The organism is Nonomuraea africana (assembly GCF_014873535.1).
GTDB lineage: Bacteria > Actinomycetota > Actinomycetes > Streptosporangiales > Streptosporangiaceae > Nonomuraea > Nonomuraea africana.
Window position 1 is genome coordinate 7933201 of the sequence record NZ_JADBEF010000001.1, and the last position, 19188, is coordinate 7952388.

Here is a 19188-nt window from a genome sequence, read left to right on the forward strand (position 1 = left end):
TTCGGGGGATGTTTCTTAGTCTTCGTCAGACGCGGCAGGGGCGTCCTCGGGCTCGGCCACCGCGACCCGTGCGGGACGCAGCACCCGATCGCCGATGCGGTAACCGAGCTGCAGCACCTCGATGGCGGTCGGCTCGGTCACCTCCGAGGAGTAGCTGTGCATCAGCGCCTCGTGGACGGTCGGGTCGAAGGGCTCGCCCTTCTGGCCGAACGAGGTCAGCCCCAGCTTGGTGACAGCGGCCTCCAGGGACTCGGCGACCTTGGCGAAACCGCCGTTCAGCTCGCCGTGGTCGCGGGCCCTGCCGATGTCGTCGAGAACCGGCAGCAGTTCGGCGAGGGCACCTGCGACGGCCTGCTCGCGGACCGCGACCCTGTCCCGCTCGACCCGCCTGCGGTAGTTGGTGTACTCCGCCTGCAGGCGCTGGAGGTCGGCGGTGCGCTCGGCCAGCAGCTGAGTGTCACCACCCTCCGCCACGGGGGGAGCGGCCGTGGGCTGCTGCTCCTCCGTGGTGGGCCTCGCCTGACCCGTCTCCGGGTCGATCTTGCGGTTGTCGCGGATCACCGGCTCCGTCTCGGGCCCGTTATCGCGCGGGTCAGACATCGTCACTGGTCCTTCTTGGGCTGGTCTTCGTCCACGATCTCGGCCTCGACGACGTCGTCGTCACCGTCGGCCTTGGCCTGCCCGGTGGCCTGGTCGCCCTCGGGAGCGGCGCCGCCCGCCTGCTGGGTCTGAGCGTAGATCGCCGAACCCATCTTCTGGCTGACGGTGGCGAGCTTCTCGGCCGAGTTGCGGATCGTGTCGGTGTCGGTGCCCTCCAGAGCCTTCTTCAGCTCCGCGAGCGCGTCGTTCACCTCGGTCTTGATCTCGCCGGGAACCTTGTCGTCGTTCTCGCGGAGGAACTTCTCCGTCTGGTAGGCGAGACCGTCGGCGTTGTTGCGGACCTCCGCCTCCTCGCGGCGCTTCTTGTCCTCCTCGGCGTACGACTCGGCCTCGCGCATCATCCGCTCGATGTCGTCCTTCGGCAGCGCGGAGCCGCCGGTGATCGTCATCGTCTGCTCCTTGCCGGTGCCGAGGTCCTTGGCGGAGACGTTGACGATGCCGTTGGCGTCGATGTCGAAGGTGACCTCGATCTGCGGGATGCCGCGCGGAGCCGGGGCGATGCCCGTGAGCTCGAACGTGGCGAGCTTCTTGTTGTACGAGGCGATCTCGCGCTCGCCCTGGTAGACCTGGATCTGCACCGACGGCTGGTTGTCCTCGGCCGTGGTGAAGACCTCGGAGCGCTTGGTCGGGATCGTCGTGTTGCGCTCGATGATCTTGGTGAAGATGCCGCCCTTGGTCTCGATGCCCAGCGACAGCGGGGTCACGTCGAGCAGCAGGACGTCCTTGACCTCACCCTTGAGCACACCCGCCTGCAGGGCGGCGCCGATGGCGACGACCTCGTCGGGGTTGACGCCCTTGTTGGGCTCCTTGCCGCCGGTCAGCTCCTTGACCAGGTCGGAGACGGCGGGCATGCGGGTCGAGCCACCGACGAGCACGACGTGCGCGATGTCGGCGACCTTGATGCCGGCGTCCTTGATGACCTGGTGGAACGGGCCCTTGGTCCGCTCGAGCAGGTCGGCGGTGAGGCGCTGGAACTCCGAACGGGTGAGCTTCTCGTCCAGGTGCAGCGGGCCCTCGGAGGAGGCCGTGATGTAGGGCAGGTTGATGTTGGTCTCGGACTGGCTGGACAGCTCGATCTTGGCCTTCTCCGCCGCCTCACGCAGACGCTGGAGAGCCATCTTGTCCTTGGCCAGGTCGACGCCGTGCGCGTTCTGGAAGCGCTTGACGAGCTCGTCGACGATGCGCTGGTCCCAGTCGTCGCCACCGAGGTGGTTGTCGCCCGAGGTCGCCTTCACCTCGACGAAGCCGTGGCCGTCCTCCTGGCCGACGTCGAGCAGGGACACGTCGAAGGTGCCGCCGCCGAGGTCGAAGACCAGGATGGTCTGGTCCTTGTCCTTGTCGAGGCCGTAGGCGAGGGCCGCCGCGGTCGGCTCGTTGATGATGCGGAGCACGTTGAGGCCCGCGATCGTGCCGGCCTCCTTGGTGGCCTGGCGCTGGGAGTCGTTGAAGTAGGCCGGGACGGTGATCACGGCGTCGGTGATCTTCTCGCCCAGGTAGGCCTCGGCGTCCTGCTTGAGCTTCTGCAGGACGAACGCGCTGATCTGCTGCGGGGAGAACTTCTTGCCGTCGATCTCCTGGGACCAGTTGGTGCCCATCTCGCGCTTGACCGAGCGAATCGTCCGGTCCACGTTGGTGACGGCCTGGCGCTTGGCCACCTCGCCCACCAGGACCTCGCCGTTCTTCGCGAAGGCGACCACGGACGGCGTGGTCCTGGAGCCCTGCGCGTTCGCGATGACAGTGGGCTCACCGCCCTCGAGGATCGAGACGACGGAGTTGGTCGTCCCCAGGTCGATACCTACCGCACGTGCCATGAGTACGTCCTTGTAGTCAAAGTTGAGCTGATAAGGCTCAACCTATGAACGGCCGGATGGTTTGTCAAACGAGTTGAGCCTACTCGACTCAACCCGGATCCTCGTGAAAGCATTCCCGGCTTCCGGGCAAAAACGGGTGACTCACGATCCCGAACGAGGCGTGGTGCCATGACAGTTCCCCCTTCGACCGCGCAGGACGCGACCACCTGGATGGAACAGATCTTCGACGAGCACTTCCCCGAGGTGCACCGCTACATCGCCCGCAGACTCTCCCCCGACGTCGCCGACGATCTGGCCGCCGAGGTGTTCCTGGTGGCCGTCCGCGGCGGCTACGACCCGTCCAGGGGCGAGATCAGACCCTGGCTGTACGGCATCGCCACCAATCTGGTCTCGCGGCATCGCCGTACCGAGATCAGACGATGGAAGGCGCTCAGCCGTACGGCGGAGCCGAGGGCGGAGGCCCACGAGGAGGCGACGCTCGCGCGCGTCGCGGCGGGGGCGCTGACCGGCAGGCTGGCGGGGGCGCTGGCCGGGCTCAAGCGCGGCGACCGCGACGTGGTCTTACTGATCGCCCTGACGGGCCTTACCCACGCGGAGGTGGCAGAAGCCCTCGGCATCCCCTTCGGAACCGTCGCGTCCCGGTTGAACAGGGCGCGCAAGCAGTTGCGAAGGACGCTCGGCGACCTGGAGGACCACGATGGATGAGATCAGGCTGCTCTCGGAATCGCTGCCGGACACGCCGCCGCCGTCGCCCGAGGTGACGGCCAGTGCCAGGTCGAGGGTCGTCATGGCGGCAGGCGCCTCGGGCGCGCGGCCGCGGCGGACGCCGCAGGCCGGGTCCGCGCGCCGGTGGGCGTGGGGATGGACGGTCGGGGCCGCCATGGCCACGGCGACGGTCGTCACCGCCGTCATCGTGCTCGTGTCGAGCCTCACCACGGTCGCCGCCCCCGTCATAGTGCGTCCGACGGGCATCGACCTCCTGCTGCAGGTCGCCGACAGCGCGGCGAGGCAGCCGGCGACGGCGGGGGCCTACTGGCACACCAAGGCCGTGAACGGAGGATCCTTCAGCACGGGGGAACCCCCGTACACCTTCGAGGCGCAGTCCACGATGGAGGTGTGGCAGCCCCGCGATCTGGCCGACCACGCCCTGACCATGGACTGGACCCGCTTCGTGAGACCCGCCTCACCGCAGGACGAGCAGGCATGGCGTGCGGCGGGCGCGCCGGAGAGGGTGCGGCCGGTCTGCGCCGAGGGAGACGACGACTGCGAGCCGATCAGGGTCACCGAAGTGCCGTCGGACTGTTCCTACATGTGGAAGGTCGAGGACAGTTACCTGTTCGACGAGGGGGTCGGCAAGTTCACCGTCGACGATCTCCGGAAGCTGCCCGACGACCCCGAGCGGTTGCGCGAGGCGCTGAGGCCGTACCACCAGACCTGGTACGACCAGGGATCCAAGCAGAGCTTCGAGGAGTTCCTGCCCACCGCGTCGGGCCTGCTCTGGCTGCCGATCGAACCGGGAACCAGGGCGGCGCTGCTGCGGCTGCTCGCGACCCTGCCCGAGACCAAGGTGCACGGCGAGACGGTGGACCCGCTGGGGCGGCCGGGGCTCTCCGTGTCGTTCGACGAGGAGGGCGCGGTGCTGGTGTCGGGGAAGGAGGAGACGCCGATCCAGAACCGCACCGTCCTCGACCTCACGACCGGGATGCCGCTCGCCGACCTCGACGTCGACCCCACGGGACGGATCGCAGGCTACGAGGCGATGGAGATCGCGCAGTGGACCGACCTGCGCCCCGAGGAGCCCCGGGGCTGCAAGAAGACCTCCTAACGCGGCTTGGCGCCGTCGACGATCTTTCGCTTGCCGATCGGGGCCTTCAGCTTGACCGTCGTGGTCTTCTGGACGGCGAGCATGATGCAGGCGACGTCCTTGGCCTTCGCGGCCGTGCCCTCGTACAGGGTGATGGTGACGGTTCTGGAGGTCTCCTTCACCTTCACCCTGTCGAGCACGGTGCACGGCTCGACGCCCGACCACCAGACCAGCTTGACCTTGCGGCCCCTGTCGACGGGCTTGGCACTGGCGAAGCGCACCTTGCGGGTGTTGACGGTGTCGCCGACCGGCTTGACCACCTTGGGGGGCGGGGTCGGGGACTGCGAGGGCGTGGTGATCACCGGCTGGGCGGTGACGGGTCGATGGGGGGCGGAGTGGCTCGCGGCACCGGTTGCGGCCGCGCCACAGCTCACGGTCAGCATCAGACATCCGGCCAGCAGGGCTGTTCTACGCATATCCCTAAGACGGATCCCGGGACGGGCGGGTTCACGGCGAGGTTTGGTGATGTGCGGCGATCGGCGGTCTAGGCTGGATATGTGCTGCGTCACGTCCTTCTCGCCGCCTCTCGAAGCGCCCGCGCCGAGCGCCTGGTCTCCTCCTTCCGCCTGACGAGGCAGGTGGTCAAGCGCTACGTGGCCGACGACGTCGGCGCCGTGGTGCGCGACCTCACCGGCAGGGGCCTGCTCGTCACGGTCGACCACCTGGGTGAGGAGGTCGCGGACCGGACCCAGGCCGACCACGAGGTGCGCGCCTGCCTCGCGATGCTCGACGGCCTGCCCGAAGGGGGCGACCTCTCGGTCAAGCTGACCGCGCTCGGCCTGCGCCTGTCGGAGCAGATGGCTCTCGACAACGCCGCGTCGGTCTGCGAGGTGGCGGCGAGCAAAGGTCTCACGGTCACCCTCGACGCCGAGGAGTACGACACCGTCGAGGCCCAGCTGTCGATCCACTCGACGCTCCGCAAGGAACACGCCGACGTCGGCGTGGTCGTGCAGGCCTACCTGCGCGAGGCCATAGAGCGCTGCAAGAGGCTCGACGGCTCCAGGGTGCGGCTGTGCAAGGGCGCCTACAACGCGCCGGAGGCGCTGTCCCACACCTCGCCGAAGGAGATCGACCGCAGCTACGTCCGCTGCCTCAAGGTGCTCATGGAGGGCACCGGCTACCCGATGGTCGCCACGCACGACCCGCGCCTGATCGAGATCGCCTCCGCGCTGGCGGTGCTGCACGGGCGCGACTCCACCGCCTTCGAGTACCAGATGCTGTACGGCGTGCGCCCCGCCGAGCAGGAGCGCCTGGCCGGGCTCGGCTCCAGGATGAGGGTGTACGTGCCCTACGGCGACGACTGGTACGCCTACCTCATGCGCCGCCTGGCCGAACGCCCCGCCAACCTCGCCTTCTTCGTCCGCTCCCTGCTTTCACGCGGCTGACCTCCGGACGCCGACCACCGGACCGCGGTTTCCGCAGGCTGGGTAGGCTTCCCGCATGATTGCGATTCTGGGGACCGGCAAGATGGGCGAGGCCCTGCTGTCGGGACTGCTGCGGGCCGGGTTCAAGCCGGGCGACATCCTGGCCACCGTGCGCAGGGACGAGCGGGCCCAGGCGCTGCGAGAGACCTACGGCGTGCGGACGGTGTCCAACTCCGAGGCGGCCAAGACCGCCGACACGCTGATCCTCGCGGTGAAGCCGCAGGACATGGCGGCCCTGCTGGCCGAGATCGCCCCCTACGTGCCCGCCGACCGCCTGGTCATCTCCGCGGCGGCCGGCATCACGACCGCCTTCGTCGAGCAGCGGCTCGGCGCGGACGTGCCGGTGGTCAGGGTCATGTCGAACACGCCGATCAGGTTCGACGAGGCGATGAGCGTCATCTCCGCCGGCGCGCACGCCGGCGAGGAGCACCTCCAGTTCACCGAGAACCTCCTGCGCCCGGTGGGCAAGGTGCTGCGGATCCCCGAGTCGCAGCAGGACGCCGCCACGGCGCTGTCGGGCAGCGGCCCCGCGTACTTCTTCTACCTCGTCGAGGCGATGGTGGACGCGGGCATCCTGCTCGGCATGCCGCGCGCGGCCGCGCTCGACATGGTCACACAGTCGATCGTGGGCGCGGCGATCATGCTGCGCGACTCCGGTGAGCATCCGGTGATCCTCCGCGAGGCGGTGACGTCGCCCGGCGGCACGACGATCGCGGCGATCGCCGAGCTGGAGCGGCACAGCGTGCGCGCGGCCTTCCTCGCCGCCATCGAGGCCGCCCGCGACCGTGGTCGTGAGCTCGCCTCGGGCTGAGCCCGCCAAAGGGACCCGCTATTAGGAAACTCTCCTTAATCGGCCTGGCGGGCGTCGGCACCGTCTTCGCGCTGGACGCGGCGGGCAGCTTCGCCGTCAGCACGCTCTGCCTGCTGCTCATGCGGGTGAAGATCACCGGAGGTCGGCGAGCCCATGCTGCGCAGCTGAAGGAGGGCTGGCACGCGTTCCGCTCCCGCACCTGGATGTGCGGGTGCGCGGTGTTGCCGGCCGTACCGGCGGTGAGAGGGGTTCGTCGGGGGGTCGCCTGACCCTGCCTTTACCCTAAGCGGGTGACGGTTCGTCGCGGGCTGGCCCCGCTGCTCGTCCTGTTAGCGGTGACCGGCTGCACGGCCGACGAACCGCCCGCCTTCCAACTGGCCGAGGTGAAGCGCGCCCCGGTCACCGAGGTCGTCGAGGCGCCTGCCACGATCGGCGCCAGGGCCACGGCGACCCTGCGCGCGCCCGCCCAGGGCACCGTCGGCAAGCTCTACGTCCGCGAGGGCGACAGGGTGGCCAAGGGCCAGATCCTCGCCAGGATCCGCTCCCCGCAGGCGGTCGACCAGCTGAGCCAGGCGCGCAGGGCGGCCAGGCCCGCCGCCGCGCCCGCCGCGCCGCGGCTCAGCGTGGCCGCCTTCGACACCAGCGCCTTCGACCGCAAGGTGCTCACGCACTTCGCCCGCGCGAGGGCCGAGGCGCGCAAGGTCAAGGACGCGGCCGCGCGCAGGCAACTGCTGTCGGCGATCTCGCTGGCCGAGACCCAGCACCGGGCGCAGAAGCAGGCGCTCTCCCAGATCACCGCCTCGCTCAACCGCACGATCAGCGGCTTCACCAGCCAGCTGACCAGCGGGCTCACCTCGTCCATGTCGTCGCTGCAGGCGGCCTCCCGCACGCAGGCCAGGGCGGCGGTCAAGGCGGCGGAGACGACGGTGAAGGGGCTCACCATCAAGGCGCCCTTCGGCGGCGTCGTCACGCTCGGCCGTCCGTCGGGCGGCGGCGCGCCCAGCGGGCTGAGCGGACTGCTCGGGCAGCTCCCCGGCGCCTCGGGCGCGCAGCTGCCGGCCGTACCCTCCGGCGGATCCTCCGGCGGCGGCGCGCCGGTGGCGACCGGCGTGCCCGTCTCCGCCGGCGACGCGATCGTGACCGTGACCGACGTGTCCAGGCTGACCCTCTCCGCGGACGTCGACGAGACCGACGTGCTGCTGGTCAAGCCGGAGACCCGCGCGGAGGTCGAGCTCGACGCGGTGCCCGGCGCGACCTACACCGCCAGGGTGACCGGCGTCGGCGTCCAGCCCATGCAGGCCAGCACCGGCGGCGTCAGCTATCCGGTGCAGCTCTCGCTCGGCTCCGGCCGCTTCGACGACGGCTCCACGGCGCCCACTCCCAAGCCCGGCATGAGCGCGGTCACCAGGCTCACCGTCCGCGAGGCGCCCGACGCCGTCGCGGTGCCGGCCTCCGCGGTCGTCTCCAGCGGGCGCGAGAGCGTGGTCTGGGTCTCGGCGGACGGTACGGCCCAGCGCCGCGTGGTCAAGCTGGGCGCCCAGGGCGAGGTCATGGTCGAGGTGGTGAGCGGGCTGACGGTGGGCGAGCGCGTCGTGGTCAAGGGCGCCGACGCCGTACGGCAGGGCCAGCGGCTGTCATGAACACGGCCCTGGAGGCGGTCGACCTCAAGCGCTCCTACCAGCTCGAAGGCCTGTCGGTCGAGGCGCTGCGCGGGGTGAGCCTGCGGATCGAACCGGGCGAGTTCGTGGCGATCATCGGGCCGTCGGGCTCCGGCAAGTCGACGTTGATGCACCTGCTCGGCTGCCTCGACCGGCCGACGTCGGGAGCGCTGCGGGTCAACGGGGTGGAGATGTCGGGACTGTCCGACACCTCCCTCGCCGAGCTGCGCAACAGGACGATCGGCTTCGTCTTCCAGTCGTTCCACCTGCTGGGCCGTACGTCGGCGCTGGACAACGTGGCGCTGCCGCTGGTGTACCGGGGGACGGGCAAGGCCGAGCGGCGGGCCAGGGCTCGCAGGGCGCTGGAGGCGGTCGGGCTCGGACACCGGCTCGACCACCGGCCTTCGCAGATGTCGGGCGGGGAGCAGCAGCGGGTGGCGATCGCCAGGGCGCTGGTGGGCGAGCCGTCCGTGCTGCTGGCCGACGAGCCGACGGGGAACCTGGACACGCGCAACGGCGACGAGGTGATGGCCATCCTCGACAGGTTGAACGCCGAGAGCGGGGTGGCGATCGTCCTGGTCACCCATGAGCCGGAGGTCGCCGCCCACGCCCGCCGCCAGATCCACGTGCGCGACGGGCTGATCGAACTCGACACCGCACTGGGAGATGGTGGCGGGCGTTCCGGGGAGGCTGGGGGTTCTGAGGTAGGTCCTGTGGATCCTCGTGGCCCGGATGAGGGTGAGCTCAGGTGAGGGGGCGTGAGGCGTTCTTCATGGCGCTGGAGGCCCTGCGGGTCAACCGCCTGCGCAGCACGCTCACCATGCTCGGCGTGATCATCGGCGTCCTGGCCGTCGTCATCCTGGTGGCGATTGGCTCGGGTGCGAAGAACGCCATCGAACGTGAGATCTCCGGCCTCGGCAGCAACATCATCCTGGTCGTCCCAGGCCAGCTCAGCGTGGGCGCCGCCCCCACACAGAGCAGGATGAACCTGTCCGACGCCGCGTTCGTCCGGCGTGTGGTCGGCGACCCCGCCAAGGTCACCGTCTCGGTCCAGTCCGGCGAGACCGTGCGCGTGGGCAGGACCGAGGCGTTCGTCACGATCGTCGGCACCGACGAGAACCTGCCCAACATCTTCCAGCGCCCGCTCGACCGAGGCCGCTACCTGACCGAGACCGATGTCGACACCCGCCGCAGGGTCGCGGTGCTCGGCGCCGAGGTGGCCGACGAGCTGTTCGGCGACGTCGATCCGGTCGGCAGGCAGATCACCGTCTCGGGCGCCCGCTTCCGCGTGGTCGGCGTCTACACGACGGTCGGCGCGACCTTCGGGGTGGCCCGCGACAAGGAGATCCACGTCCCCGTCACCACCGCCCAGCGGCTGATCGGCGCGGACAAGATCAACGGCATCGCGGTGGGCGCCTCGGGCCCGGACGAGATCGAGCCGCTCCAGCAGAGGGTGGTCGCCGCGCTGGGCGAGCGCTACCCGGGCGAGCGCTTCTCCGCCGTCACCCAGACCCAGCTGCTCGGCACGATCGGCAGCGTGCTCGGCATGCTCACCGGCGTGCTCGCCGCCATCGCGGGCATCTCGCTGCTGGTCGGCGGGGTCGGCGTCTCCAACATCATGCTCGTCAGCGTGCGGGAGCGGACCAGGGAGATCGGCCTGCGCAAGGCGCTCGGCGCCCGCCAGCGGGACGTGCTGACCCAGTTCCTCATCGAGGCCGTGCTGCTGACCACCATCGGCGGCCTCCTCGGCATCCTGCTGGGCGTCGGCGGCGCGCTGGCCATCCAGGCCGTCACCCCGGTGCCCGCCGCGATCACCTGGTGGTCGATCGCGCTGGCCTTCGGGGTCTCGGTGGCCGTCGGCGTCTTCTTCGGTGTCGCCCCCGCCCGCAGAGCCGGCCGCCTCGACCCGGTCGTCGCCCTGCGCGCGGAGTAGTCCAGACCGCTCCGTGGGGCGAAGAGGTTCCCGCGGGGTTGCGGTCCTTTGGACGACGACTGGTCTGCACGGGGCTGCGGTCTTTGGAGGGACGACTTTGCGCGGGGGTGTGGTTGTGGACGCGAGGGTGTGGGCTTCCAAAAGCGGGGAGGTGTGGGTATTTCGCCCCGGTTACCGGCGCTGCGGTAACGTCGGCGCATGAGCGAGTCGGTGCGAGTCGTCTGGGACGACGCCCTCACTGCCTATGACTTCGGTCCAGGACATCCACTCGCTCCCGTCAGGGTCGAGCTGACCATGGCGCTCGCGCGCGAGCTGGGCGTCCTCGACCGGACCGAGGTGGTCGGCTGCGTGCCCGCCACCGACGACGAGCTGGCCCTCGTCCACAAGCGCGACTACATCGAGGCGGTCAAACGCGTCTCCGCCCACGGCAGGCCCGATCTGGCTGCGGGGCTCGGCACCCCCGACAACCCCGCCTTCGCCGGCGTCCACGAGGCCTCCGCACTGATCGCGGGGGCGTCGCTGGCCGCCGCCCGCACGGTCTGGGAAGGTACGGCCGAGCACGCCGTCAACGTCGCGGGCGGCCTGCACCACGCCATGGCCAACATGGCCAGCGGTTTCTGCGTCTACAACGACCCCGCCGTGGCGATCGCCTGGCTGCTGGCCCAGGGCGCCTCGAAGATCGCCTACGTGGACGTGGACGTCCATCACGGCGACGGCGTCCAGGCCCTCTTCTACGACGATCCGCGCGTGCTGACGATCAGCCTCCACGAGAGCCCCCGCACGCTGTTCCCCGGCACGGGATGGCCGAAGGAGACCGGCGCGGACGGCAGCGCGGTGAACGTGGCGCTGCCCGCGGGCTGCGGCGACGAGGGCTGGCTGCGTGCCTTCGACGCGGTCGTGCCCCCGCTGCTGCGGGAGTTCCAGCCGGACATCCTGGTCACCCAGCACGGCTGCGACAGCCACGCGCTCGACCCGCTGGCCCACCTCATGCTCAGCCTCGACGGCCAGCGCACCGCCTACGAGGCCCTGCACCGCCTCGCCCACGAGACGGCGGGCGGAAGGTGGGTCGCCACCGGGGGTGGCGGCTACGAGCTCGTGCAGGTGGTTCCCAGGGCGTGGACGCACCTCATCGCGGAGGTGTCCGGCCACCCGATCGACCCTTCCACGCCGACCGGCCCCGCCTGGCGGGCGCTGGTGCGCGAGCGCACGGGAGAGGCGCCGCCGCTCACGATGACCGACGGGCGCATACCCGAGATCCGTGACCTGTCGGGCGGCTACGACCCCGCGGACCCCATCGACCGAGCGATCATGGCGACCAGGAACGCGGTGTTCCCCTCGCACGGCCTGGACCCGCTGCCGTAGCCAGAGCCCGTGTGGTCAGAGCCGGTGTGTTCAGAGCGTCGCACCTCTGGTTCGTCCGCGCGCCCTCCCGATCTTCCCTCAGGGCCGTTTCGTGGTCGCCGAGAAAGCGAAATCGGCGGCCGCTTTTCCTTTCTGACGGAAAGGAAGCCACCTGTTCGTAGCGGGTCCGCGCGGACATGCCGATCCGCTTGGCCGGGACAGGGACGGCGCGGGGCCTGCGCGCGACTGCCGTGAGGAGGGGCGGCGGTGTGGGAGCCCCAGGAGGAAGATTCCGGAATTTCGCAGTATGAGAGGTGGTTTGGACCATTCAAGGAGCGCGTAGGCTCCGGGGAGTGAGAAGGAGAGGCAAGTGCTGAGCCGCGACGAACTCCGCGAGCACCTGATCCGCACGCGCATCGCCGGAGATGTCGCGACCAGTCGCGAGAACAACCTCGATCACTACCGGTCGGTCGCCAACCGCGATCCCTACTTCCTCTTCGGCCTGACCAGCCTCCAGAACTGGACCTACCGCGACGTCCTCGCCCAGATGGCCAAATCGGCGGGCGTCGTCGCCGATCCGGGGCACCGCGAGGGTCAGGACACCATCGATCCCGACCGGACGATCGACGCGCTCGACCTCATGGCCGACAGGATCGCCTCAGCGCTGGCCAAGCCCTCGCCCCGGATCCTCTTCGCCACGGGCCACCCGACCGGGCTGCTCGCCGTCCACCTGCCTCTGGCGGCCGCGGTGGCGGCAAGGGGAGCGACGCTTCTGACCCCCGCCGAGGACTGGGCCTACTGGGGCGCGGGTTTCGGCAGGAAGCGCAAGATCCGCTATCTCGGCGACGTCGCGATGCTCGACGACAGGGGCGGCTTCGTCCACACCCATGACTCGGCGCCCATGGAGGCGATGCTGGCCGAGCTCGGCGACATCCGGCCTGACCTCGTCGTCGCCGACCACGGCTGGGCCGGCGCGGCCGGCGAGGCGGGCATCGCGACCGTCGGATTCGCCGACAGCAACGACCCTGCCCTCTTCCTCGGCGAGGCCGAAGGGAAGATCGATGTCGTGGTTCCTCTCGATGACAACGTGCTACCACGCTATTACGCACCGTTGACGGAGCGACTCGTCACACGTGTCTCACGTGCCCTTTGAGTCGAATTCGGCCCTCCCTATACCGTCTTTTCGCGCCTGCATTCCAAGAGGCTCGTCGTCCCTTTGCCAACTTTTGGCGGGGGCTGGGCGACTCTTATGTGTACGAAGTTGGACGGTTCCAACGTCCAGGCGAGGGATGCTGCCCGGCTGCTGGCCAGCCAGTTTGCTGGTTCGGCTGACAGGTGGCTCCGATAACTGAGAAAATAGGGGGTTTGCGCACTCGGAGTCCCGACTTACGCTGACGGCAGTACACGTGCGTGAGCAATGGCACCAGTGGGGATAACCCGGAAACACGTGCGGAAGAGGCGTCCGATGGGTGCAGGCGAAAGACCTCTCAGCGAGGTGAAGTTCCTGACCGTGGCGGAAGTGGCCACGGTCATGCGGGTGTCCAAGATGACGGTGTACCGACTGGTGCACTCGGGCGAGTTGCCGGCCATCCGAGTCGGCCGGTCGTTCCGAGTGCCCGAGCAGGCGGTGCACGACTACCTGAGGGAGGCCTACATCGAGGCTGGATAAGCCCTGATGCCGGTCCTCCTGCGGTGAGACGTGCGCCTGCCATCCAGGCGGGCGGGCCGGCCGCAGGTCCATTCGAGGTAGCGGTGTGATCGGTGGTCACATCGCGAATGCTGGCGCGGGTCACCCCCAGGGGGCGATCTACCGTGGATCGCCGGTAGTCTGTTGACCCGGTGTGCGCTCGCACATCGGTTCAGCCTTGCTATCAGTAACCTGGGGGTCCCGTGGGCTCTGTCATCAAAAAGCGCCGCAAGCGGATGGCCAAGAAGAAGCACCGCAAGCTGCTGAAGAAGACCCGCATCCAGCGGCGTAACAAGAAGTAGACGCAGTCTGTGAGGCGCCGATGACCCACACCGTGCTTGTCACCGGGGTCTCGCGCCACATCGGCGCCCGGGTGGCGAGCGTTCTCGCGGCAGACCCGGACATCAGCCGCGTCATCGGAGTGGACACCGTGCCGCCCTCCTCTCTCACGCGAGAAGGCGGCATCTCCCTCGGCCGGACGGAGTTCGTCCGGGTGGATCTACGCAGCCCCGACATCGCTCAGGTGATCGCGGCTGCGGACATCGACATCGTTGTGCACATGAGTCTCGTCAGCGCCCCCTCGCGGGGCGGTGGCAGGGCCTCCATGAAGGAGCACAACGTGATAGGCACCATGCAGTTGCTCGGTGCCTGCCAGCGGTCGGCGACCGTGCGTCGCGTGGTGGTTCGTTCCACCACCGCGGTCTACGGTTCGTCGCCCAAGGATCCGGCGGTGTTCACCGAGGACGTCGAACCTCACGACAGCCCGTCCCACGGCTATGCCAAGGACGCGGTCGAGGTCGAAGGCTATGTCCGGGGCTTCGCGCGCCGTCGTCCCGACCTGACGGTGTCGATGCTGCGCTTCGCCAACTTCATGGGCCCCGGCGTCGACTCGCCGCTGACGCGCTACTTCACCCAGCCCGTCCTGCCGACGGTGTTCGGTTTCGACCCCCGGCTGCAGTACGTCCACGAGGACGACGCGGTGGAGGTGCTGCGGCGGATGGCGCTGGACGACCACCCCGGCACGTTCAACGTGGCCGGGGAGGGCGTGCTCCTGCTGTCGCAGTGCGCCCGCCGAGCGGGGACGCTGGCCGTCCCGCTCATCTCGCCTGCCTTCCGGCTGCTCGGAGAGGTGGTCAGGAGCGCCGGCCTGGTCGACTTCTCACCCGAGCAGCTGCGCCTGCTGCGCCACGGCAGGGCGGTCGACTGCTCCAAGCTCTTCGCCGAGCTGGGGTGGCGGCCCAAGTTCACCACCGCGGCGGCCTTCGACGACTTCCTGCGTTCCAGGAAAGGTGTCAGGACGTGAGCGTTCCCGGAGAAGAGCGCCGGGTGATTCCCATCACCGAGGCGCCGTCCTACACCGCGCCCGAAGACTCCCTCGCCGAGCTGCTGGCCTTCGTCCGCCGCCGCATCGCGGGCGAGTACGAGGTGGACGAGTTCGGCTACGACGCCGAGCTCACCGACAAGGTCCTGCTCGAGCTGATCAGGCCCCTCTACCGGCACTGGTTCCGCGTCGAGACCCTCGGCCTCGGCAACATCCCGGACGACAGCGGCGCCCTGATCGTCGCCAACCACTCGGGCACGCTTCCCGTCGACGCGCTGATGATGCAGGTCGCCGTGCACGACGAGGCGCGACGCGCACTGCGCCTGCTCGGCGCAGACCTGGTCTACCAGCTGCCGGTCCTCGGCCACCTGTCGCGCAAGACGGGTCACACGCTGGCCTGCCGCGAGGACGCCGACCGCCTGCTGCGCAAGGGTGAGCTCGTCGGGGTCTTCCCCGAGGGTTTCAAGGGCGTCGGCAAGCCGTTCTCGGAGCGATACCAGCTGCAGCGCTTCGGCAGGGGCGGCTTCGTCGCCTCGGCCATCCGCGCGGGCGTGCCCATCGTGCCCACGGCCATCGTCGGGGCGGAGGAGATCTACCCGAAGATCGGCGACCTGCGTCACCTGGCGCGCGTCCTCGGCCTGCCGTACCTGCCGATCACGCCGTTCTTCCCGTGGTTCGGGCCGCTCGGCCTGGTGCCGCTGCCGTCCAAGTGGATGATCGAGTTCGGCGAGCCGATCCGCACCGACAGCTACGACGCCTCGGCGGCCGACGACCCGATGCTCGTCTTCGAGCTCACCGACCACGTGCGCGAGGTCGTCCAGCAGCTGCTCACGGCCCTTCGCCTACGCCGCGGTCACGCCTTCTTCTGACCAGCCGTACGGCCCGGCGTGAACCCGAACCCCCGCTGAGGGAGAGATGTCGGGGACCACGTTGATTCCGTCGAGCCGTACGGCGCGGCGTGCCGTACGGCGCGGCGTGAACCCGAACTCCTGCTGAGGGAGAGATGTCGGGGACCACGTTGATTCCTTTGAAGGGGGCGGCCTGTTGACCGCGCCGACTCACGTCAGGATCAGGGACGACGAGCTGATCCGAAGTTCCCTGACCGACCCCGAGCAGTTCGCCGAGCTGTTCGACCGCTACTCGGGCATGCTGTACCGCTACGTCTCCAAGCGCCTCGGTCCCGAACCGGCCGAGGACCTGGTCGGGGAGACGTTCCTGATCGCGTTCGCGAAGCGGAAGAAGTACGACCCGTCCTACACGGACGCGAGGCCGTGGCTGTTCGGGATCGTCACCAAGCTCCTGTCGCGCCACCATCGCAGCGAGGCGGCCCGCTACCGGGCACTGCAGCGCGCCCCGCACGACGGCGTGACCGAGTCGCACGTGGACCGGGTGGTGACGGGGATGACGGCGCGGGCCGCCCGACCGCAGCTGGCCACCGCTCTCGCCGCGCTGCCCGCCAGGGACAGGGACGTGCTGCTGCTGATCGCGTGGGGCGACCTGTCGTACGAGGAGGTCGCCCTGGCGCTGTCCATTCCCGTCGGGACCGTGCGCTCCCGGCTGAACAGGGCCCGCAGGAAGGTCCGCGCGGCGCTCGGCGACACCAACCCGATGAACGAGGAGGAGTGACCATGGACGATCTGAGGATGCTCCGCGACCTCGGGCAGGAGCTGGAGCACGAGCCGCCCGCGTCGCTGGTGCGCCAGCGCGACCGCTACAGGGAGTCGCCGCGCCGCAGGTTCAGGCTGAGCGGCTGGCCGGTGCTGGGGCTGGCCGCCGCGGCGACCGCGGCCGCGGTGGCCGTGCCGATGGTGCTGATCGGCGGCCAGCAGCCGCTGGCGGGCAGTACGGTGCCCGGGCCCGCGGGGGCCCGCCCGTACAAGGCGAACCAGGCGCTCAACGTGCTGCTCATCGGCTCCGACACCCGCAGGGGCGAGGGCAACGCCAAGTACGGCCCGCTCGACGCCAAGCAGGAGCGGGGCGCCAGGGCGGACACGATGATCCTGCTGCACCTGTCGGCCGACGGGAAGTGGGCCGCGGCGGTGAACCTGCCCCGCGACTCCATGGTGGACCTGCCCGCCTGCGAGCAGACCCCGGCCATGCACGGAATGCTCAACGCCGCCCTCGCCAACGGCGGGCTCAGGTGCGCGTGGGCGGCCGTGGAGAGCGTGACGAAGGTCAGGGTCGACCACGCCGTCGAGGTCGACTTCTCCGGGTTCAAGGAGATGGTCGACGCGGTCGGGACCGTCCGCGTGGAGGTGCCCAGGCCGATCGACGACCGCAAGTCGAAGTTGAAGCTTCCCGCCGGAGTGAGCGAGCTCAACGGGGAGCAGGCGCTCGGCTACTTCCGGCTGCGCGCCTACGGCGACGGCAGCGACCTGCAGCGCATCAAGCGCCAGCAGGACCTGCTCGCCTCCCTCATCAGGGAGGTCAGGAGCGACCCCACCAGAATCGGCGCGTTCATCGAGGCGGCGAGCAAGGCGGCCGTCACCGATGAGGGGCTGGGGGTGAAGGAGATGTCCGACATCGCGAGGGGCATGGCGGAGGCCGAGGTCTCCTTCCACACCGTTCCCTGGATCACGAGCCGGCGCGATCCCAACCGGATCGAGTGGAAGCAGCCGGATGCCGCCCGGCTGTTCAAGAAGATCGCCCACGACCAGCCTATTGGACGCTGAGTCCAGCAAGGGTTATCGTCGGCGGCATGAGAGCGTGGAAGGTCGCCGCGGGGGTGCTGGCAGGTGTGGCCATCGGGGCTGCGGCCCGCGCGCGGAGGGGCTCGGTGCCCCAGCCGCTGCGCGGACGGGTCCTCACCGTCACCACCCCCGACGGCGTACGGCTGGCGGTGGAGGTCGACTCGCCGGAGTCACCGTCGTACGCCGTGGTGTTCGCCCACGGCTGGGTGCTCAACAGGCACTCGTGGCACTTCCAGCGTGAGGCGCTGGCGGGCCGGGCCATGCTGGTCTCCTACGACCAGCGCGGCCACGGCGACTCCACCGCCGGCCCGCCCGACTGCTGCACGATCGAGCAGCTAGGCGAGGACCTGCACACGGTGATCTCCGCCGTCGTGCCGTCCGAGCTGCCGGTGGTGGTGGTCGGCCACTCGATGGGCGGGATGACGGTGATGGGTCTGGCCGCGGCCCACCCCGAGCTGTTCGGCTCACGCATCGTCGGCGCGGCCCTCGTCAGCACGTCGTCGGGACGGCTGGGCGAGAGCACGTTCGGCCTGCCGGGCGTGTTCGGCCGGCTCGCGCCGAGGGTGACCCCGCGCGTCATGAGCGCGCTCAGGGACCCGCTGATCACCCCGGTCACCACGCTGCCCCTCACCCGGTACATGGCCTTCGGCCCTCGGGCGGAGCACCTCCGCTTCGTCAACCGCATGGTCGCGGCCACGCCCGCCGCGGTGATGGCGGGCTTCTTCCACGGCATGGTCGCCCACGACAAGCTGGCGGCGCTGTCCGCGCTCAGCGAGGTGCCGACGCTGGTGATGGTCGGCGCGCACGACCGCCTCACCCCGCTGGTCCACAGCCACAGGATCGCCGAGGCGCTGCCCTCCGCCCGGCTGGTCGTGGTGCCGGGAGCCGGGCACATGCTGGCGCTCGAACGTCCCTCGGTGGTCGGCGCCGAACTGTCCGCCCTGCTGGAACGGTGTCGGCCAGAAAGCTGAGGATCTCCCCGTGCGCGGCGGCACGGCTCCGGTCGCCTCCGGTCGAGGTGCCTCACCTGGCGCGCCATGGAGAGTGCCACCACCCTCAGGACAGCGACGGGCCGGGAAAGGGACGGGTCGAAGGCCGGGCTCAGGTGGAGCGGTAGTGGCGGCGGAGCGCGATGCCCGCCGCGATGCCGCCCGCCACCGCGCCCAGCCCCGCCGCGATCGGCAGCGCGGTCAGCGTGGCCTTGCGCCCCGTGCGGTAGTCGCGGATCGGCCAGCCGTGCTTCTTCGCGTGCTCCCGCAGCTCCGAGTCGGGATTGATGGCCACCGCGTGCCCCACGAGCGAGAGCATCGGCAGGTCGTTCGCCGAGTCGCTGTAGGCGGTGCAGCGGGTCAGGTCGAGGCCCTCGCGCCGAGCCAGCGCTCGTACGGCCTCGGCCTTGGCGGGACCGTGCAGCAGGTCGCCGACCAGGCTGCCGGTGTAGACCCCGTCACGCGACTCGGCGACCGTGCCGAGCGCGCCGGTCAGGCCGAGCCGCTGCGCGATGACCCTGGCCAGCTCGACGGGGGTCGCGGTGACCAGCCAGACGCGCTGCCCGGCGTCGAGGTGCGACTGGGCGAGGGCGCGGGTGCCCGACCAGATGCGGTCGGACATCTCCTCGTCGTAGATCTCCTCGCCGAGCCGTACGACGTCCTCGACCTTGCTGCCCGCGACGAAGGCGAGCGCCGTCTCCCTCGCCACCGCGATGTGCTCGGGGTTCTCGTTGCCGCGCAGCCGGAAGACCGCCTGGCCGACCGCGAACTTCAGCAGGTCGGAGGAGGTGAACATGCCACGCGTGGCCAGACCCCTGGCGAAGTGGTAGATGGAGGCGCCACGCATCATCGTGTTGTCCACGTCGAAGAAGGCGGCGGCCTGGAGGTCGGGCTCGGCGGGGAGCGTGGCCACGGCGGCGGCTGCCGCCACCTCTCCGGCGATCTCCGCCTCGGTCGCGCGTTGCCGTCGAAGTAGCCGCCTCATAGCCCCACAGCTTA

20 protein-coding genes are annotated in these 19188 nt (G+C 70.0%); 16 read left to right on the forward strand and 4 right to left on the reverse strand.

Going from position 1 to position 19188, the window contains the following annotated elements; translation table 11 throughout:
- Nucleotides 1-15: 15 nt before the first annotated feature.
- Nucleotides 16-600 (reverse strand): nucleotide exchange factor GrpE, encoded by a 585-nt coding sequence (grpE, locus tag H4W81_RS37825; RefSeq protein ID WP_192779187.1) that lies wholly within the window; start codon nt 598-600, stop codon nt 16-18.
- 2 nt (nt 601-602) lie between these two features.
- Nucleotides 603-2471 carry a molecular chaperone DnaK gene (dnaK, locus tag H4W81_RS37830; protein WP_192779188.1) on the reverse strand — a complete coding sequence of 623 codons (1869 nt, stop codon included), beginning with the start codon at nt 2469-2471 and terminating at the stop codon, nt 603-605.
- Between the two features lie 168 nt (nt 2472-2639).
- Between dnaK and H4W81_RS37835 the strand changes: the two genes are divergently transcribed.
- Nucleotides 2640-3176, forward strand: a complete 537-nt coding sequence (locus H4W81_RS37835; RefSeq protein WP_192779189.1) for an RNA polymerase sigma factor — start codon at nt 2640-2642, stop codon at nt 3174-3176.
- Nucleotides 3169-4296 carry a CU044_5270 family protein gene (locus H4W81_RS37840; RefSeq protein ID WP_192779190.1) on the forward strand — a complete coding sequence of 376 codons (1128 nt, stop codon included), beginning with the start codon at nt 3169-3171 and terminating at the stop codon, nt 4294-4296. The genes H4W81_RS37835 and H4W81_RS37840 overlap by 8 nt, the downstream gene beginning before the upstream one ends.
- On the opposite strand, the gene H4W81_RS37845 is transcribed toward H4W81_RS37840, so the two are convergent.
- Nucleotides 4293-4751, reverse strand: a complete 459-nt coding sequence (locus tag H4W81_RS37845) for a hypothetical protein (RefSeq protein WP_192779191.1) — start codon at nt 4749-4751, stop codon at nt 4293-4295. The genes H4W81_RS37840 and H4W81_RS37845 overlap by 4 nt on opposite strands.
- Before the next feature lie 81 nt (nt 4752-4832).
- Here H4W81_RS37845 and H4W81_RS37850 point away from each other — a divergent pair, with 81 nt between their 5' ends.
- The 14 genes from H4W81_RS37850 (at nt 4833) to H4W81_RS37915 (ending at nt 18171) form a co-directional block, all read left to right on the forward strand.
- Complete coding sequence (locus tag H4W81_RS37850) at nt 4833-5720, forward strand: proline dehydrogenase family protein (protein WP_192779192.1); 888 nt, start codon at nt 4833-4835, stop codon at nt 5718-5720.
- Nucleotides 5721-5775: 55 nt separating this feature from the next.
- Nucleotides 5776-6570 carry a pyrroline-5-carboxylate reductase gene (gene proC, locus H4W81_RS37855; RefSeq protein ID WP_192779193.1) on the forward strand — a complete coding sequence of 265 codons (795 nt, stop codon included), beginning with the start codon at nt 5776-5778 and terminating at the stop codon, nt 6568-6570.
- A 290-nt stretch (nt 6571-6860) separates the two neighbouring features.
- Entirely contained in the window at nt 6861-8210 is a 1350-nt protein-coding gene (locus H4W81_RS37860; protein ID WP_192779194.1) for an efflux RND transporter periplasmic adaptor subunit, read from the forward strand.
- A complete protein-coding gene (locus tag H4W81_RS37865) occupies nt 8207-8980 on the forward strand; it encodes an ABC transporter ATP-binding protein (protein WP_192779195.1) in 774 nt (257 codons plus the stop codon). The genes H4W81_RS37860 and H4W81_RS37865 overlap by 4 nt, the downstream gene beginning before the upstream one ends.
- Nucleotides 8977-10161 carry an ABC transporter permease gene (locus H4W81_RS37870; RefSeq protein WP_192779196.1) on the forward strand — a complete coding sequence of 395 codons (1185 nt, stop codon included), beginning with the start codon at nt 8977-8979 and terminating at the stop codon, nt 10159-10161. The genes H4W81_RS37865 and H4W81_RS37870 overlap by 4 nt, the downstream gene beginning before the upstream one ends.
- 198 nt (nt 10162-10359) lie before the next feature.
- Nucleotides 10360-11523 carry an acetoin utilization protein AcuC gene (locus H4W81_RS37875; RefSeq protein WP_192779197.1) on the forward strand — a complete coding sequence of 388 codons (1164 nt, stop codon included), beginning with the start codon at nt 10360-10362 and terminating at the stop codon, nt 11521-11523.
- A gap of 349 nt (nt 11524-11872) precedes the next feature.
- Nucleotides 11873-12655, forward strand: coding sequence for a phosphatase (locus tag H4W81_RS37880; protein ID WP_192779198.1), 783 nt, complete (start codon nt 11873-11875; stop codon nt 12653-12655).
- A 312-nt stretch (nt 12656-12967) separates the two neighbouring features.
- On the forward strand, nt 12968-13171 hold the full coding sequence (locus H4W81_RS37885; protein ID WP_026214222.1) for a helix-turn-helix domain-containing protein: 204 nt from the start codon (nt 12968-12970) through the stop codon (nt 13169-13171).
- Nucleotides 13172-13392: 221 nt separating this feature from the next.
- On the forward strand, nt 13393-13491 hold the full coding sequence (locus tag H4W81_RS37890; protein WP_018654693.1) for a 30S ribosomal protein bS22: 99 nt from the start codon (nt 13393-13395) through the stop codon (nt 13489-13491).
- Nucleotides 13492-13511: 20 nt separating this feature from the next.
- Complete coding sequence (locus tag H4W81_RS37895; protein ID WP_192779199.1) at nt 13512-14492, forward strand: NAD-dependent epimerase/dehydratase family protein; 981 nt, start codon at nt 13512-13514, stop codon at nt 14490-14492.
- 23 nt (nt 14493-14515) lie between these two features.
- Complete coding sequence (locus H4W81_RS37900) at nt 14516-15379, forward strand: lysophospholipid acyltransferase family protein (RefSeq protein ID WP_192781282.1); 864 nt, start codon at nt 14516-14518, stop codon at nt 15377-15379.
- A 175-nt stretch (nt 15380-15554) separates the two neighbouring features.
- Complete coding sequence (locus H4W81_RS37905) at nt 15555-16136, forward strand: RNA polymerase sigma factor (protein ID WP_225958989.1); 582 nt, start codon at nt 15555-15557, stop codon at nt 16134-16136.
- Between the two features lie 2 nt (nt 16137-16138).
- Nucleotides 16139-17182 carry an LCP family protein gene (locus tag H4W81_RS37910; RefSeq protein WP_192779200.1) on the forward strand — a complete coding sequence of 348 codons (1044 nt, stop codon included), beginning with the start codon at nt 16139-16141 and terminating at the stop codon, nt 17180-17182.
- A gap of 26 nt (nt 17183-17208) precedes the next feature.
- Nucleotides 17209-18171, forward strand: a complete 963-nt coding sequence (locus H4W81_RS37915) for an alpha/beta fold hydrolase (protein ID WP_192779201.1) — start codon at nt 17209-17211, stop codon at nt 18169-18171.
- Between the two features lie 130 nt (nt 18172-18301).
- On the opposite strand, the gene H4W81_RS37920 is transcribed toward H4W81_RS37915, so the two are convergent.
- Nucleotides 18302-19174 carry an HAD family hydrolase gene (locus H4W81_RS37920; RefSeq protein ID WP_192779202.1) on the reverse strand — a complete coding sequence of 291 codons (873 nt, stop codon included), beginning with the start codon at nt 19172-19174 and terminating at the stop codon, nt 18302-18304.
- Between the last annotated feature and the right edge of the window lie 14 nt (nt 19175-19188).

Coding starts and splice junctions, on each gene's coding strand:
- H4W81_RS37920 (WP_192779202.1), bottom strand. CDS start 19,174: ATGAGGCGGCTACTTCGACGGCAACGCGCGACCGAGGCGGAGATCGCC.
- H4W81_RS37840 (WP_192779190.1), top strand. CDS start 3,169: ATGGATGAGATCAGGCTGCTCTCGGAATCGCTGCCGGACACGCCGCCG.
- H4W81_RS37915 (WP_192779201.1), top strand. CDS start 17,209: ATGAGAGCGTGGAAGGTCGCCGCGGGGGTGCTGGCAGGTGTGGCCATC.
- proC (WP_192779193.1), top strand. CDS start 5,776: ATGATTGCGATTCTGGGGACCGGCAAGATGGGCGAGGCCCTGCTGTCG.
- H4W81_RS37895 (WP_192779199.1), top strand. CDS start 13,512: ATGACCCACACCGTGCTTGTCACCGGGGTCTCGCGCCACATCGGCGCC.
- H4W81_RS37845 (WP_192779191.1), bottom strand. CDS start 4,751: ATGCGTAGAACAGCCCTGCTGGCCGGATGTCTGATGCTGACCGTGAGC.
- dnaK (WP_192779188.1), bottom strand. CDS start 2,471: ATGGCACGTGCGGTAGGTATCGACCTGGGGACGACCAACTCCGTCGTC.
- H4W81_RS37835 (WP_192779189.1), top strand. CDS start 2,640: ATGACAGTTCCCCCTTCGACCGCGCAGGACGCGACCACCTGGATGGAA.
- H4W81_RS37885 (WP_026214222.1), top strand. CDS start 12,968: ATGGGTGCAGGCGAAAGACCTCTCAGCGAGGTGAAGTTCCTGACCGTG.
- H4W81_RS37875 (WP_192779197.1), top strand. CDS start 10,360: ATGAGCGAGTCGGTGCGAGTCGTCTGGGACGACGCCCTCACTGCCTAT.
- H4W81_RS37910 (WP_192779200.1), top strand. CDS start 16,139: ATGGACGATCTGAGGATGCTCCGCGACCTCGGGCAGGAGCTGGAGCAC.
- H4W81_RS37865 (WP_192779195.1), top strand. CDS start 8,207: ATGAACACGGCCCTGGAGGCGGTCGACCTCAAGCGCTCCTACCAGCTC.
- grpE (WP_192779187.1), bottom strand. CDS start 600: ATGTCTGACCCGCGCGATAACGGGCCCGAGACGGAGCCGGTGATCCGC.